At 71.0% G+C, this 13,815-nt stretch carries 14 protein-coding genes and 1 pseudogene; 6 read left to right on the top strand and 9 right to left on the bottom strand.

What is annotated here, in order from left to right; genetic code table 11:
• Positions 1-61: 61 nt before the first annotated feature.
• Both OHO27_RS15165 and OHO27_RS15160 read right to left on the bottom strand, forming a co-directional pair.
• Positions 62-340, bottom strand: coding sequence for a type II toxin-antitoxin system RelE family toxin (locus OHO27_RS15165; RefSeq protein ID WP_328424174.1), 279 nt, complete (start codon positions 338-340; stop codon positions 62-64).
• 50 nt (positions 341-390) lie between these two features.
• Positions 391-828: a gamma-glutamylcyclotransferase gene (locus OHO27_RS15160; RefSeq protein ID WP_328424172.1), complete on the bottom strand. Its 438-nt coding sequence runs from the start codon at positions 826-828 to the stop codon at positions 391-393.
• 96 nt (positions 829-924) lie between these two features.
• Between OHO27_RS15160 and OHO27_RS15155 the strand changes: the two genes are divergently transcribed.
• Together OHO27_RS15155 and OHO27_RS15150 are read left to right on the top strand one after the other, a co-directional pair.
• Positions 925-2,373: an NAD(P)H-quinone dehydrogenase gene (locus OHO27_RS15155; RefSeq protein WP_328424170.1), complete on the top strand. Its 1,449-nt coding sequence runs from the start codon at positions 925-927 to the stop codon at positions 2,371-2,373.
• Positions 2,374-2,587: 214 nt separating this feature from the next.
• Positions 2,588-3,506: pseudogene (locus OHO27_RS15150) on the top strand (DeoR/GlpR family DNA-binding transcription regulator).
• 96 nt (positions 3,507-3,602) lie between these two features.
• Here OHO27_RS15150 and OHO27_RS15145 read toward each other — a convergent pair.
• On the bottom strand, positions 3,603-4,151 hold the full coding sequence (locus OHO27_RS15145; protein ID WP_328430442.1) for a TetR/AcrR family transcriptional regulator: 549 nt from the start codon (positions 4,149-4,151) through the stop codon (positions 3,603-3,605).
• Between the two features lie 212 nt (positions 4,152-4,363).
• On the bottom strand, positions 4,364-6,136 hold the full coding sequence (locus tag OHO27_RS15140) for an acetyl/propionyl/methylcrotonyl-CoA carboxylase subunit alpha (RefSeq protein ID WP_328424168.1): 1,773 nt from the start codon (positions 6,134-6,136) through the stop codon (positions 4,364-4,366).
• A gap of 364 nt (positions 6,137-6,500) precedes the next feature.
• On the opposite strand from OHO27_RS15140, the gene OHO27_RS15135 reads away from it, so the two are divergent.
• Positions 6,501-7,016: a hypothetical protein gene (locus OHO27_RS15135; protein WP_328424166.1), complete on the top strand. Its 516-nt coding sequence runs from the start codon at positions 6,501-6,503 to the stop codon at positions 7,014-7,016.
• On the opposite strand, the gene OHO27_RS15130 is transcribed toward OHO27_RS15135, so the two are convergent.
• Positions 6,985-7,605, bottom strand: a complete 621-nt coding sequence (locus OHO27_RS15130; RefSeq protein ID WP_328424164.1) for a Maf family protein — start codon at positions 7,603-7,605, stop codon at positions 6,985-6,987. The two genes, OHO27_RS15135 and OHO27_RS15130, sit on opposite strands and share 32 nt — an antisense overlap.
• A gap of 31 nt (positions 7,606-7,636) precedes the next feature.
• Entirely contained in the window at positions 7,637-7,765 is a 129-nt protein-coding gene (gene mmpB / locus OHO27_RS15125) for a morphogenic membrane protein MmpB (protein ID WP_328424162.1), read from the bottom strand.
• A gap of 120 nt (positions 7,766-7,885) precedes the next feature.
• On the opposite strand from mmpB, the gene OHO27_RS15120 reads away from it, so the two are divergent.
• Entirely contained in the window at positions 7,886-9,016 is a 1,131-nt protein-coding gene (locus OHO27_RS15120) for an SGNH/GDSL hydrolase family protein (RefSeq protein WP_328424159.1), read from the top strand.
• On the opposite strand, the gene OHO27_RS15115 is transcribed toward OHO27_RS15120, so the two are convergent.
• Positions 9,013-9,222, bottom strand: a complete 210-nt coding sequence (locus OHO27_RS15115) for an acyl-CoA carboxylase epsilon subunit (protein ID WP_328424157.1) — start codon at positions 9,220-9,222, stop codon at positions 9,013-9,015. The two genes, OHO27_RS15120 and OHO27_RS15115, sit on opposite strands and share 4 nt — an antisense overlap.
• A 17-nt stretch (positions 9,223-9,239) precedes the next feature.
• Positions 9,240-10,862 carry an acyl-CoA carboxylase subunit beta gene (locus OHO27_RS15110; RefSeq protein WP_328424155.1) on the bottom strand — a complete coding sequence of 541 codons (1,623 nt, stop codon included), beginning with the start codon at positions 10,860-10,862 and terminating at the stop codon, positions 9,240-9,242.
• Between the two features lie 110 nt (positions 10,863-10,972).
• Here OHO27_RS15110 and OHO27_RS15105 point away from each other — a divergent pair, with 110 nt between their 5' ends.
• The gene (locus tag OHO27_RS15105) at positions 10,973-11,833 is read left to right on the top strand and encodes a biotin--[acetyl-CoA-carboxylase] ligase (protein ID WP_328424153.1); all 861 of its coding nucleotides are present in this window, start codon (positions 10,973-10,975) and stop codon (positions 11,831-11,833) included.
• A gap of 97 nt (positions 11,834-11,930) precedes the next feature.
• Entirely contained in the window at positions 11,931-13,058 is a 1,128-nt protein-coding gene (locus OHO27_RS15100; protein WP_328424151.1) for an adenylate/guanylate cyclase domain-containing protein, read from the top strand.
• 7 nt (positions 13,059-13,065) lie between these two features.
• Here the strand turns inward: OHO27_RS15100 and OHO27_RS15095 are convergent, their stop codons facing one another.
• Positions 13,066-13,722, bottom strand: coding sequence for a hypothetical protein (locus tag OHO27_RS15095; RefSeq protein ID WP_328430441.1), 657 nt, complete (start codon positions 13,720-13,722; stop codon positions 13,066-13,068).
• Positions 13,723-13,815: the final 93 nt, after the last annotated feature.

The following is a 13,815-nucleotide window of genomic DNA, read 5'->3' as shown; positions in this document are numbered from 1 at the left end:
ATCGTTGTCTTGTCGTTTCCAACGAAGACCGCGCCCGCAAGCTCGCCCGAAAGCGGCACGCTCACTCCTCCGGAATGAGGACGTCCTTGTCGTTGAAGACCTCGACGATGAAGATCAACAGTCGGCCGCGACTGACCGTGTACTCCACGAGGACGTTCTGTGTGAGCCGGATCGTGCGGTCGTCGCCCGTGCTGCTTATGGGCCGCGACACCGAGAGGAACGGGTCACGGGCCAGCAGCGCGATGCCTTTGTCGAAGGCGCTCCGCTGCCTGTCGTCGAGCCGGTCACGGGCCTCGGCGGCCTGCACCGTGTAGTAGACGTCATACGTGGTGGGGGCCATGAGTTCTCCCGATGATGGGCCGATCCTCCCAGTCTAGAAGTCGCCCTCCGTCAGCACGGGCGCTTCCGCAGCTCCATCACGTAATCGTGTGGCGCGCCGGCCGACTCCGCCGCATCCGCGACCTCGCCGAGGTACCGGGCCGACGGCAGCCCGCCCTCGTACGCGTTCAGCACGTACACCCACGCCGACTCCTCGCCCTCCAGCGTGTGCACGCGCACCCGCAGCCGGCGGTATATGCCGAGGCCGACGCCCTCCCAGCGGTCCAGGGAGTCCTCGTCCATCGGGGCGACGTCGTACAGCGCGACGAAGACCTGCTCGCCGGGTTCCTCGACGAGCGTGGCCAGCGCGCCGTCCCAGCCGAGCTGCTCGCCCCCGAACGTCAGTCGCCACCCGTTCAGCCAGCCGGTGGCGCGCAGCGGCGAGTGCGGGGCGCGGCGCGTCATCAGCCGCGCGTCGAGATTGCCGGCGTACCCGGCGTAGAGCGACATGGGGAGAGGGTACGGCAGGTGAATCGTGTGCCCCTCCCGTAACGGTGGTGTCTCGGGCGGGCCCCCAGGCAGTACCACGGTGATGCGTGCGGGACAATGGAGTACGTGACTCGGATCGTGATCATCGGTGGCGGACCCGGCGGATACGAGGCGGCCCTGGTGGCCGCCCAGCTCGGCGCGGAGGTGACCGTCGTCGACTGCGACGGTCTGGGCGGGGCGTCGGTGCTCACCGACTGCGTGCCGTCGAAGACTCTCATCGCCACGGCCGAGGTGATGACCACCTTCGATTCCTCGTACGAGGAGCTGGGGATCATCGTCGCCGACGACACCCCGCACATCGATGAGCCCGCGCGCGTCGTCGGCGTGGACCTGGGCAAGGTCAACCGGCGTGTCAAGCGGCTCGCGCTCGCGCAGTCCCACGACATCACCGCCTCCGTCACGCGCGCCGGCGCCCGGGTCCTGCGCGGCCGCGGCCGGCTGGAGGGCATGCAGGGCCTCGACGGCTCGCGCAAGGTCGTCGTCCGTGCCGCCGACGGCACCGAGGAGACCCTGACCGCGGACGCCGTCCTCATCGCCACCGGCGGTCACCCGCGCGAGCTGCCCGACGCCCAGCCCGACGGCGAGCGCATCCTCAACTGGACCCAGGTCTACGACCTCACCGAACTCCCCGAGGAACTCATCGTGGTCGGCTCCGGTGTCACCGGCGCCGAGTTCGCCGGCGCCTATCAGGCGCTCGGATCGCGGGTCACCCTCGTGTCGTCCCGGGACCGCGTGCTGCCGGGTGAGGACCCGGACGCCGCCGCCGTCCTGGAGGACGTCTTCCGGCGCCGTGGCATGAACGTCATGGCGCGCTCGCGTGCCGCCGCCGCCAAGCGGGTCGGCGACCGGGTCGAGGTCACCCTCGCCGACGGCCGCGTCATCAGCGGCAGCCACTGCCTCATGGCCGTCGGTGCCATCCCGAACTCCGAGGGCATGGGCCTGGAGGAGGCCGGCGTCAAGCTGCGCGAGTCCGGGCACATCTGGACCGACAAGGTGTCCAGGACGACGGCCCCCGGCGTGTACGCGGCCGGTGACGTCACCGGAGTCTTCGCTCTCGCGTCGGTCGCGGCGATGCAGGGACGTATCGCCATGTACCACTTCCTCGGTGACGCGGTGGCCCCGCTGAACCTGAAGACGGTCTCGTCCAACGTCTTCACCGACCCCGAGATCGCCACCGTCGGCTACACCCAGGCGGACGTCGACGGGGGCAAGATCGACGCCCGGGTCGTCAAGCTCCCCCTCCTGCGCAACCCGCGCGCGAAGATGCAGGGCATCCGGGACGGCTTCGTCAAGATCTTCTGCCGCCCGGGCACGGGCATCGTGGTCGGCGGTGTGGTCGTCTCCCCGCGCGCTTCGGAACTGATCCATCCGATCTCGATCGCGGTCGACAACAATCTGACGGTCGAACAGATCGCGAACGCCTTCACCGTGTACCCCTCTCTTTCGGGGTCGATCGCCGAGGTGGCACGACAGCTCCACACCCGGAAGTCCGGCGGCGAACTCTAGGGCGAACCCGGGCGGCCGGAACCGATTCCCCGCTGGTCACAGCGAGTTGTCGAGCATGCGTACGGCATAGTCGGCAGGACTAGGCCCTATACCACTCCTTGCTCTCGCGTGCGAACAACTTCTGTTATTCGGCGCAAACTGCTGAAACCAGACGGTCGTTGGGGTTACTGTCAGTTTCGTGTTCGCTGCAGAACGTCGCCAATTGATCCTCGAAATGGTGCGAGCGAACGGGGCCGTGTCGCTCCGTGAGCTCGCCCGCGTCGTCCAGACCTCCGAAGTGACCGTACGGCGGGACGTGCGCGCACTGGAGGCAGAAGGACTCCTCGACCGCCGGCACGGCGGTGCGGTATTGCCGGGCGGGTTCACGCGGGAGTCCGGCTTTCCGCAGAAGTCACATCTCGCGACCGCCGAGAAGACGGCCATCGCCGACCTCGCCGCGAATTTCGTGGAAGAGGGCGAGGCAATCGTCGTCGGGGCGGGGACCACCACACAGGAGCTGGCCCGCCGGCTCGCCCGGGTGCCCGGCCTGACCGTCGTCACCAACTCCCTGCTGGTGGCACAGGCGTTGGCCCATGCCAACCGGGTCGAGGTCGTGATGACCGGCGGGACGCTCCGCGGGTCGAACTACGCCCTGGTGGGCAGCGGCGCCGAGCAGTCCCTGCAGGGGCTGCGGGTGTCGCGGGCCTTCCTCTCCGGGAGCGGCCTGACCGCCGAGCGCGGCCTGTCCACGTCCAACATGCTCTCGGCCTCCGTCGACCGGGCCCTCGTCCAGGCGGCCGCGGAGGTCGTCGTCCTCGCCGACCACACCAAGCTCGGCACGGACACGATGTTCCAGACGGTGCCCACGGATGTCATCACCCGGCTGGTCACCGACGAGCCGCCGGCCCATGACGACCGCGCCCACACCGAGCTCCAGGCCCTGGCCGATCAGGGGTGCAGATCGCCGTGGCCGGGGCGACCGGGAACCCGGGGGTGACGAGGTCCCGGCGCGGCGGCGTGCCTTGCCGGGGCCGCGCCGGGGTCAGGCGCCGGGCGGTGCCGGGGGGTTGCGGTCGGCCGCGGCGGTGCTGGGGGAACAGGGGGCGGAGCGGGAACGTGAGCGGGCTCGCGTCGCGGATCTGCGGCGGCGTTAGGTTCGCCTATTCGCCGTAGGGGTTCGTGTAGTTGCGCGAGTGCCGGTTGTGTGTGGCTGGTCGCGCAGTTCCCCGCGCCCCTTGGGTTGGCTGCCCTCAGGTGCCTTTCAAGCCGCGCAGCGTCAGGCGTAGCAGTCTGTCCGCCAGGTCCGGGTCTCCCGGCGTTTCCTCCGCTGCCAGTGCGATCGCGTGGGTCAGCTGGAGTAGGTCACTGATCGAGACGTCTGCTCTCACGGCACCCGACTCCTGAGCCCGGGCCAGCAGTGCGCCGCCCGCCTCCCTGATCGGGCCGCTGCATCGGGCCAGGGCCGAGGTGGTGTCGTACGAGACGGACATCAGGGACCTGGCCAGGCCGCGGTACTCGCCCGCGTGGGTGACCATCTCGCGCAGCCAGGTCACCAGGGCCGCGCAGGGCTCCGGGGCGTGCAGGAGTTCGCGGGAGCGGGTCAGCAGGTCGCCGACGGCGTCCTCGAAGACCGCGCTCAACAGGGCGTCGCGGTTGGGGAAGTGGCGGTACAGCGTGCCGATCCCGACACCCGCGCGGCGGGCCACGTCCTCCAGGGACGCGTCCGTGCCGTGGGCGGCGAAGGCGGACCGGGCCTCGGCCAGCAGCCGCTCATGGTTGCGGCGGGCATCAGCGCGCATGGCACGCGGCTGGGCCGTCGGCGTCGCCGCCGCGCCCGAGTTCCCCGCACTCTCGCGCGAGGTCGCGCCCACCATGACTCTCACCTGCCCTCTCACGCGCTCTTGGCGTGCCTCCAGGATGCCATCGCGCCCGGCTGCGACGAGGCGCCCGGCGGACTGTCTGTTCCAGTCCGCCGGGCGCCTCGGATGCCGTAAGGCGTGTGCCGGGTGCGTCAGTCCTTGATCTCGCAGATGGGCGCGCCGGACGTGAGCGACGCGCCGACCTCGGCGGACAGGCCCTTGACGGTGCCGGACCTGTGGGCGTTGAGGGGCTGTTCCATCTTCATCGCTTCGAGTACGACGATGAGGTCGCCTTCCTTGACCTCCTGGCCTTCCTCGACGGCGACCTTGACGATCGTGCCCTGCATCGGGGAGGCGAGGGTGTCGCCGGAGGCGGCGGGGCCGGACTTCTTGGCCGCGCGGCGCTTCGGCTTGGCTCCGGCGGCGAGGCCGGTGCGGGCCAGGCTCATGCCGAGCGAGGACGGGAGGGAGACCTCCAGGCGCTTGCCGCCGACCTCCACCACGACCGTCTCACGGCCGGCTTCCTCGTCCGCCTCCACGTCGGCGGGGGCGGCGAAGGGCTTGATGTCGTTGGCGAACTCGGTCTCGATCCAGCGGGTGTGGACGGTGAAGGGGTCGCTGGAGCCGGTCAGTTCCGGGGCGAAGGCGGGGTCCTTGACGACCGCGCGGTGGAACGGGATCGCGGTGGCCATGCCCTCGACGTGGAACTCGGCCAGCGCGCGGGCGGCGCGCTGCAAAGCCTGCTGGCGGGTGGCGCCGGTGACGATCAGCTTGGCGAGCAGGGAGTCCCAGGCGGGGCCGATCACGCTGCCGGACTCGACGCCGGCGTCCAGGCGGACGCCGGGGCCGGTGGGCGGGGCGAACGTGGTGACCGTGCCCGGTGCCGGGAGGAAGCCCCGGCCGGGGTCCTCGCCGTTGATGCGGAACTCGAAGGAGTGGCCGCGCAGCTGCGGGTCGTCGTAGCCGAGTTCCTCGCCGTCGGCGATGCGGAACATCTCGCGCACGAGGTCGATGCCGGTGACTTCCTCGGTGACCGGGTGTTCGACCTGGAGGCGGGTGTTGACCTCGAGGAAGGAGATCGTGCCGTCCATGCCGACGAGGAACTCGACCGTGCCGGCGCCGATGTAGCCGGCCTCCTTGAGGATGGCCTTGGACGCGGAGTACAGCTGGGCGGTCTGCGCCTCGGACAGGAACGGGGCGGGGGCCTCCTCGACCAGTTTCTGGTGGCGGCGCTGCAGCGAGCAGTCACGCGTGGAGACCACGACCACGTTGCCGTGGCTGTCGGCCAGGCACTGGGTCTCGACGTGGCGGGGCTTGTCGAGGTAGCGCTCGACGAAGCACTCGCCGCGCCCGAACGCCGCGACCGCTTCGCGGACTGCGGAGTCGTAGAGCTCGGGGACCTCTTCGAGGGTGCGGGCGACTTTCAGGCCGCGTCCGCCGCCGCCGAAGGCGGCCTTGATCGCGATCGGCAGGCCGTGCTGTTCGGCGAACGCGACGACTTCGTCGGCGCCGGAGACCGGGTCGGGTGTGCCGGCGACGAGCGGGGCGCCGGCACGCTGGGCGATGTGCCGGGCGGCGACCTTGTCACCGAGGTCACGGATGGCCTGCGGGGGCGGGCCGATCCAGATCAGGCCGGCGTCCAGGACGGCCTGGGCGAAGTCGGCGTTCTCCGACAGGAAGCCGTACCCGGGGTGGATGGCGTCCGCGCCCGACTCGCGGGCCGCGTTCAGGACCTTGCCGATGTCCAGATAGCTGCTTGCCGGGGTGTCACCGCCCAGGGCGAACGCCTCATCCGCGGCGCGGACATGCAGAGCGTCACGGTCCGGATCCGCGTAGACGGCCACGCTCGCGATCCCGGCGTCCCGGCAGGCCCGGGCCACGCGGACAGCGATTTCGCCACGGTTGGCGATGAGCACCTTGCGCACGATTGAGGCTCCCTCCTTGAAACAAGCCGAGTTTAGGGACTGCCGACACGCCACATCGACCCGTCCCCAGTGGTGAGCTTGCCCACACGGAGCGTGATTCCAGGCTCGCTCGACCTGCGAAATCCCATGTCGCGCCTCGGCACTCAGGTCTCTCCCGGGAAACCCTAGCCCTCCTCTGTGGTCAAGGTCTCTGTCATCACGTGCTGCGGGCCACTCGGTTTCTTTGTGGAATCCCTACGAATGGCCCAATGATTCTTTGCCCTCGACCGAACCCTTGTCCCGGGGTTTACCCGTTAGTAGCGTTCGCGATGTAGTTGAACGTACTTGGGGTAACGGCGCGGAGCTCGGAAGTGGGTGGGGCCCGGTGGTGCGCAGGCCGGTGGCGTGGGTGGTGGCGGTCGTGCTCTTCACGGAGGCGCTCGGCATCGCCGCTGTGAACTGGTTCCTCGGGGTCGTCGTCGACCGTCAGGACATGTCCTTGGCGGGGCTCGACCCGAACATGATGTCGGTGTCCTCGAAGGTCGGCGGCCTGGTCTTCGGCGCCTACTTCGCGCTGTGCGGCCTCGTCGCCCTGCTCGTGGCCGTGCGCGACCGCGCCCCGGCCGGCTTCGGCCGCATCCTGCTGATCAGCGCGGCCGTGGTGCACGCACTGCTGGGTGCACTCGCCTGGGGCCTGGTGGGCTGGACGGCGTTCCTGTTCATGGTCGTCGTGCTCGCCCTGATAGTGCTGCTGCTCATGACGTACGACGCCCAGGCAGCGCCTCAGGGGCACGCCGACGCCGCTCCTGACGGGAGCAAGGGCGGCGACGGCTCCCCGGCGGGAGGTTCCCCGGCCGGAGGCTCTCCGGTCACGCCTCCGCCGGCGCCCACAACTCCGTGATGCCGATGCCCAGGTGCGCCAGCAGCCGGCGCACCAGCGGCAGGCTGATGCCGATCACATTGCCGTGGTCGCCGTCGATGCCGTCGATGAACGGGGCCGAGCGGCCGTCCAGGGTGAACGCCCCGGCGACGTAGAGGGGTTCGCCGGAGGCGACGTACGCCGCGACCTCCTCGTCGGTCGGCTCGCCGAAGCGGACGACGGTGGAGGCGGTGGCCGAGGTGTACCGGCCGGTCGCGGTGTCGTAGATGCAGTGGCCGGTCTGCAGCGTGCCCGCCCGGCCGCGCATCGACTTCCAGCGCGCCGTGGCCTCCTCGGCGTCGGCCGGCTTGCCCAGGGCCTGGCCGTCCAGGTCCAGGACCGAGTCGCAGCCGATCACGATCGCGCCCATGACCTCGGGTTTCGCCGCCACGACGGAAGCCTTCGCCTCGGCCAGGGCCAGGGCCAGCTCGGCGGGGGTGGGCGCGGTGACGGCGTCCTCGTCGACACCGCTGACGATGACCTCCGGGGCCAGGCCCGCCTGGCGGAGGAGGTTCAGCCGGGCGGGGGACTGGGAGGCCAGGACGAGCCGGCGGCGGGGCTGATCAGTCATGCCGTCAGCGTATCGGCGCGCCCGGCCGGACTCACCTCAGACCGAGCACGATCATCGTGAGCACCATGGCCAGCGCCATGAGAACGCCCAGCCGCCGCAACATCTCCTGCGTCTCGCGCAGTTCCTCGGGCGGCTCGTTCTCGGGGTCGGACCACAGCATGCCTTCCATCGTCGGTCGGCGGTTCGCGGCGGCGCCTGAGTACGCATACTCAACTTCTCCTAAACGGTGCTAGTGTTCCATTAGCTAAAGGGATTACAGTCCCGTTTGGAGGGTCGTGTCATGTTCACCACTTCCTGGACCGCAGCACCTCAGCTGCCCAGCGAGGGCTTCACACCCAACTGGTCCCGCGAGGGCTTCTGGCGCCAGTCACTGCGGCAGGTCGTGCGGCTCTCGGCGGGAGGCGGCCGGGTGCGGGTGCGGCTCTCCCACGCGTACGGCACCTCGCCCGTCCGGGTCGCGGGGGCGAGTGTGGGCCGTACGGCCGCCGGGGCAGCCGTGGAACCGGGGTCGCTCGTGCGGCTCACCTTCGGGGGCGCCGCCGAGGCCGAGATGCCCGCGCGCGGGGAGCTGGTCAGCGACGACGTCCTCCTCACGAGCGCCGCCGGTGAGTCGGTGACCGTCACGCTCCACTTCGACTCCACCACCGGCCCCGCGACCTTCCACGCCCAGGCCTTCGCGACCAGTTACCGGGGCGAGGGCGACCGGACGGCGGACCCGGGCGCCGAGGGCTTCGACGCGGCGACCGAGTCCTGGTACTTCCTGTCGGCCGTGGAGGTCGACGCCGGCCGCACGGACGCCGTCGCCCTCTTCGGCGACTCGATCACCGACGGGTTCGGGTCGACGCCGGGTGCGAACCGGCGTTGGTCGGACGTCCTCGCCCAGCGCACGGGGCGGCCGGTCCTGAACGCGGGGATCGGCGGGAACCTGCTGCTCAACGACTCGGCGTGGTACGGCGAGAAGGGCGTCCACCGGTTGCGCCGGGACGTCCTCGACCGGCCGGGCGCGGACACGCTCGTCGTCCTGCTGGGCCTGAACGACATCGGCTTCAGCGAGACGGACGAGCAGCCGACCTACAAGCCGGCGCCGCCGGTGGAGGCCGGGGAACTCATCGCCGGACACCGGGAGTTGATACGGCAGGGCAGGGCGGCGGGACTGAGGGTGATCGGTGCGACGCTGCTGCCGTTCGGGGGCTCGGACCACTGGGGCGAGCGGGCGGCGAAGGTCAGTCACGAGCTGAACGAGTGGATCCGCAGCTCGGGGGAGTACGACACGGTGGTGGACCTGAACCGTGCGCTGGCCGATCGGGCGGACCCGGACCGGCTGCGTCCGTCGTACGACTTCGGCGATCACCTGCACCCGAACGACGCCGGGTACGAGGTGATGGCCGAAGCCGTGTCAACGGCCCTTTAGCCGGGCCAGTACGAGCGCGCCCACGTCGACGGACCCGGCTGCGGCAGCCGGTGCGCGGCGATGCGGGACGGGTCCGACCACCCGTCCCGCGGCTTGGGTGCGCCGGGCGGCGTGGATGCTGCCGCCGCGGCGCGGGCGCGGACCACCGCCAGTGCGGCGGCCAGCTCCTCGGGTGTCGGGTTGCCCCGGAGGACCTTGATGTTCATGACGGCTCCCAGCAGGCCTAGAGGGGGATGTTGCCGTGCTTCTTCGGGGGCAGGGATGCCCGCTTGGTGCGCAGCTGACGCAGGCCCCGTACGACATGGCGGCGGGTCTCGGACGGCATGATCACCGCGTCGACGTAGCCGCGCTCGGCCGCGACGTAGGGGTTGAGGAGCGCGTCCTCGTATTCCTGGATCAGCCGGGCGCGCACCGCCTCGACATCCTCGCCGCTCGACGCCGCTTCCGCGATGGTGCGCCGGTGCAGGATGTTGACCGCGCCCTGGGCGCCCATGACGGCGATCTGGGCGGTGGGCCAGGCCAGGTTGAGGTCGGCGCCGAGGTGCTTGGAGCCCATGACGTCGTAGGCGCCGCCGAAGGCCTTGCGGGTGATGATCGTGATCAGCGGGACCGTCGCCTCGGCGTAGGCGTAGATCAGCTTGGCGCCGCGGCGGATGATGCCGTCGTGCTCCTGGTCGACGCCCGGGAGGAAGCCGGGCACGTCGACGAAGGTGATCACCGGGACGTTGAAGGCGTCGCAGGTGCGCACGAAGCGCGCGGCCTTCTCGGAGGCGGCGATGTCGAGACAGCCGGCGAACTGCATCGGCTGGTTGGCGACGATGCCGACCGGGCGGCCCTCGACGCGTCCGTACCCGGTGACGATGTTCGGGGCGAACAGCGGCTGCGTCTCGAAGAACTCGGCGTCGTCCAGGATGTGCTCGATCACCGCGTGCATGTCGTACGGCTGGTTCGCGCTGTCCGGGACCAGCGTGTCCAGCTCCAGGTCCTCGGCCGTGACGGTGAGGTCGGCCTCCTCCGGGAACGCCGGGGGCTCGGAGAGGTTGTTGGACGGCAGGTACGACAGCAGCTGCTTGACGTACTCGATGGCGTCCTTCTCGTCGCCGGCCATGTGATGCGCCACGCCCGAGGCGGAGTTGTGGGTGCGCGCGCCGCCCAGCTCCTCGAAGCCGACGTCCTCGCCGGTGACCGTCTTGATGACGTCCGGGCCGGTGATGAACATGTGCGAGGTCTGGTCGACCATGATCGTGAAGTCGGTGATGGCGGGGGAGTAGACCGCACCGCCCGCGCAGGGCCCGACGACGAGGGAGATCTGCGGGATCACACCGCTGGCGTGGGTGTTGCGGCGGAAGATCTCGCCGTACGCGCCCAGCGAGGCCACGCCCTCCTGGATGCGGGCGCCGCCGGAGTCGTTGATGCCGATGACCGGACAGCCGGTCTTCAGTGCGAAGTCCATGACCTTGACGATCTTCTGGCCGTAGACCTCGCCCAGCGCGCCGCCGAACACGGTGAAGTCCTGCGAGAACACGGCGACGGGGCGGCCGTCGACGGTCCCGTACCCGGTGACGACACCGTCGCCGTACGGGCGGTTGGTCTCCAGGCCGAAGTTGGTCGAGCGGTGCCTGGCGAACTCGTCGAGCTCGACGAAGGACCCCTCGTCGAGGAGGAGGTCGATGCGCTCACGGGCCGTCAACTTGCCCTTGGCGTGCTGCTTTTCGACGGCGCGTGCGGAGCCGGCGTGCGTCGCTTCCTCGATACGGCGCTGGAGATCCGCGAGCTTGCCCGCGGTGGTGTGGATGTCGATCCCTTGGGTCTCTTGGATCTCGTGACGCTCTTCCGGCTCGGACATCGGGATGGCGCTCCCTGCCTGCTCAAAAGGGGGGACGGTTACTCATCCGTAGAGTAGTGGGGGGCCTACGAATCAGCAGTGCGGCGTTTCACACACCTAGGGTGGCTTGCATGACGCCGCGAGATGCATCAGACGACAGCCGTTGGTCCGACCTGGACCGCCCGCCGCTGAACGCCGCCGCACTGCGGCGCGGGCTCGTCCGCGAGGGCGGGCTGTGGCGCGAGGTGGAGGTGGTGCAGCGCACCGGCTCCACCAACACCGACCTGGTGGGCCTGGCGACCGACGGCAAGGCGGTCGAGGGCTCGGTGCTGGTCGCCGAGGAGCAGACGGCCGGCAAGGGCCGCCTGGACCGCACCTGGACGGCACCGCCCCGCTCGGGGCTGTTCTTCTCCGTGCTGCTGAACCCGGCCGAGGTGCCGGCGGCCCGCTGGGGATGGCTGCCGCTCCTCACGGGCGTCGCCGTGGCGACGGGCCTGTCGCGCGCGGCAGGCGTCGACACGGCACTCAAGTGGCCGAACGACCTGCTGGTGACCGTCGGCGGCGAGGAACGCAAGGCCGGCGGCATCCTGGCGGAGCGGGCCGGAGACGCAGGCGTGGTCATCGGCGTCGGCATCAACGTCACGCTGCGTGCGGACGAGCTGCCGGTGCCGCAGGCGGGCTCCCTGGCCCTCGCCGGAGCCGTGAGCACGGACCGGGACACCCTGCTGCGCGGCATCCTGCGCTCGCTGGAGGAGTGGTACGGGCGGTGGCGGGCCGCGACGGGCGATCCGGTGGTGAGCGAGCTCCAGGAGACGTATGCGGCCGGGTGCGCGACGCTGGGAAGAGTGGTGCGGGCCGAGCTCCCGGGGCATCGGTCGATCATGGGAGAGGCGGTCGCGATCGACGGGGACGGGCGGCTGGTGCTGGCCACCGCGGAGGGCGTGCAGGAGCCGGTGGGAGCAGGCGACATCGTGCACTTGAGGTTGGCGTGACTTCGCCTGCCGGGCTTCCGGAGTGAGGTGGCCCACACCTGCCGTAAAGTGAAGGCCGGTCGATTACTGACCGCGGCAGATCGGAAGGGCAACAGGCGTGACCGTCGACGACACGGGCTCCGGCGCGGGCGAGGACGGCCGGGTGGATCCCCCCGACGCCGACCCCGGCGAGGACCCGCTCGCGCTGCGCCTCGAACAGCTCATCCTCGGTGCCGAGCGGCGCTACACCCCGTTTCAGGCAGCCCGTAGCGCCGGTGTCTCCATGGAGCTGGCGTCCCGGTTCTGGCGGGCCATGGGCTTCGCCGACATCGGCCAGGCCAAGGCGCTGACCGAGGCGGACGTACTGGCGCTCAGGCGACTCGCCGGTCTCGTCGAGGCGGGGCTGCTCAGCGAGGCCATGGCCGTGCAGGTGGCCAGATCCACCGGGCAGACCACCGCCCGTCTGGCCGACTGGCAGATCGACTCGTTCCTGGAGGGGCTCACCGAGCCGCCGGAGCCGGGGATGACGCGGACCGAGGTGACGTATCCCCTGGTCGAGCTGCTCCTGCCCGAACTGGAGGAGTTCCTCGTCTATGTCTGGCGCCGCCAGCTCGCCGCTGCGACCGGCCGGGTCGTGCAGGCCGCCGACGACGAGGAGATGGTCGACCGGCGGCTGTGCGTCGGCTTCGCGGACCTCGTCGGGTTCACGCGGCTGACCCGCCGGATGGAGGAGGAGGAACTCGGCGAACTCGTCGAGGCCTTCGAGACCACCGCGGCCGACCTGGTGGCCGCGCGCGGCGGGCGACTGGTCAAGACGCTCGGCGACGAGGTGCTCTTCTCGGCCGACGACGCGGCGGTCGCCGCGGAGATCGCCCTGCGGCTCATCGAGACGATGGCGGGCGACGAGACGATGCCCGAGCTGCGCGTCGGCATCGCCTTCGGCACGGTGACCACCCGAATGGGCGATGTCTTCGGTACGACCGTGAACCTCGCCTCCCGGCTGACGTCGATAGCTCCGCGTGACGCGGTCCTCGTCGACAGTGCGTTCGCGGAGGATCTCATCCGGTCGGGTGAGGCGCCTGCCTCTGAGGCGGAGGCGGCGGAGGCCGCGGTCGCGGCGGAGAAGGAAGGCGAGGAGCCGCCGGTGTACCGGTTCGCGCTGCAGCCGATGTGGCAGCGGCCGGTGCGAGGGCTTGGGGTCGTCGAGCCGTGGCTGCTGACGCGCAGGGCGTTGCCGGCGGACTGAGCGCCGCTCAGCTGCCGCCGGCCGGATGGTCCACGCAGAGGCCGATGATCGGGATGCACACGCTGCCGTCGTCGGAGCGGTCCGGCTGTGGGGTCGGGGGGTTGGACGCGGGCCGGCTGGGTGTCGCGGGCTCGGTGGGGGCCGGGGCCGGTTGCTGTGCGTGACCGTTCGTCGCCGGTGGGGCCGGTACGGGGGTGGGTGCGGCGGCGGTGTCCGCCGGGCGGCCCCGGTCATCGGAGGGCGTAGTGGCAGCGCTCTTCGTGGTGGGTACGACGATCGTGCCCGTCGTAGGTGTTGTGCCCAGGCCGCCCATGACGGAGGTCGCTGACGGGCTCGGCTTCGGGGTGGCCGTCGGGACCGTCGCGGCGGCGTTGGTCGCGCTGTCCGTGTCCGTGTCCGTGCCGGGCGCCGGCGCGGGGTCGGCTTCCGCCGCGCCGAGGCCGGTGACGTTCGGGTCGGGGGTCAGGCGTACGAGGCTCAGGGCGCCGGCGGCCAGGGCGAGGCCTCCGGCCGCGAGGAGGGCCTTGCGGGGGCGGGGCCGGCGATGGCGGCCGCGGGCGCCGAAGAGGCGGCCGACCGCCTCGGTGTCCGCCGGCGCCTCACTCGCTTCGGGACCCCGCGCCGCCGGCCCTCTCGCCTGCGGTCCTTCCGCCGTCACACCCATCACGACCCCTCCCAACGCGCTCGCGCCCCCATGCGCCGTGGCTCGCGCACGTTATGCGCTGTCGTTGGCGGTAGGGCGGGAGTTGGGCGGGAT

Source organism: Streptomyces sp. NBC_00443 (genome assembly GCF_036014175.1).
In the GTDB taxonomy this organism is placed as follows: Bacteria; Actinomycetota; Actinomycetes; order Streptomycetales; family Streptomycetaceae; genus Streptomyces.
This window is presented reverse-complemented; position numbering and strand designations above follow the sequence as displayed.

Coding starts and splice junctions, on each gene's coding strand:
- OHO27_RS15165 (WP_328424174.1), bottom strand. CDS start 340: ATGGCCCCCACCACGTATGACGTCTACTACACGGTGCAGGCCGCCGAG.
- OHO27_RS15160 (WP_328424172.1), bottom strand. CDS start 828: ATGTCGCTCTACGCCGGGTACGCCGGCAATCTCGACGCGCGGCTGATG.
- OHO27_RS15155 (WP_328424170.1), top strand. CDS start 925: ATGGAGTACGTGACTCGGATCGTGATCATCGGTGGCGGACCCGGCGGA.
- OHO27_RS15145 (WP_328430442.1), bottom strand. CDS start 4,151: ATGCGCGCTGATGCCCGCCGCAACCATGAGCGGCTGCTGGCCGAGGCC.
- OHO27_RS15130 (WP_328424164.1), bottom strand. CDS start 7,605: ATGACTGATCAGCCCCGCCGCCGGCTCGTCCTGGCCTCCCAGTCCCCC.
- mmpB (WP_328424162.1), bottom strand. CDS start 7,765: ATGCTGTGGTCCGACCCCGAGAACGAGCCGCCCGAGGAACTGCGCGAG.
- OHO27_RS15120 (WP_328424159.1), top strand. CDS start 7,886: ATGTTCACCACTTCCTGGACCGCAGCACCTCAGCTGCCCAGCGAGGGC.
- OHO27_RS15115 (WP_328424157.1), bottom strand. CDS start 9,222: ATGAACATCAAGGTCCTCCGGGGCAACCCGACACCCGAGGAGCTGGCC.
- OHO27_RS15110 (WP_328424155.1), bottom strand. CDS start 10,862: ATGTCCGAGCCGGAAGAGCGTCACGAGATCCAAGAGACCCAAGGGATC.
- OHO27_RS15105 (WP_328424153.1), top strand. CDS start 10,973: ATGACGCCGCGAGATGCATCAGACGACAGCCGTTGGTCCGACCTGGAC.
- OHO27_RS15095 (WP_328430441.1), bottom strand. CDS start 13,722: ATGGGTGTGACGGCGGAAGGACCGCAGGCGAGAGGGCCGGCGGCGCGG.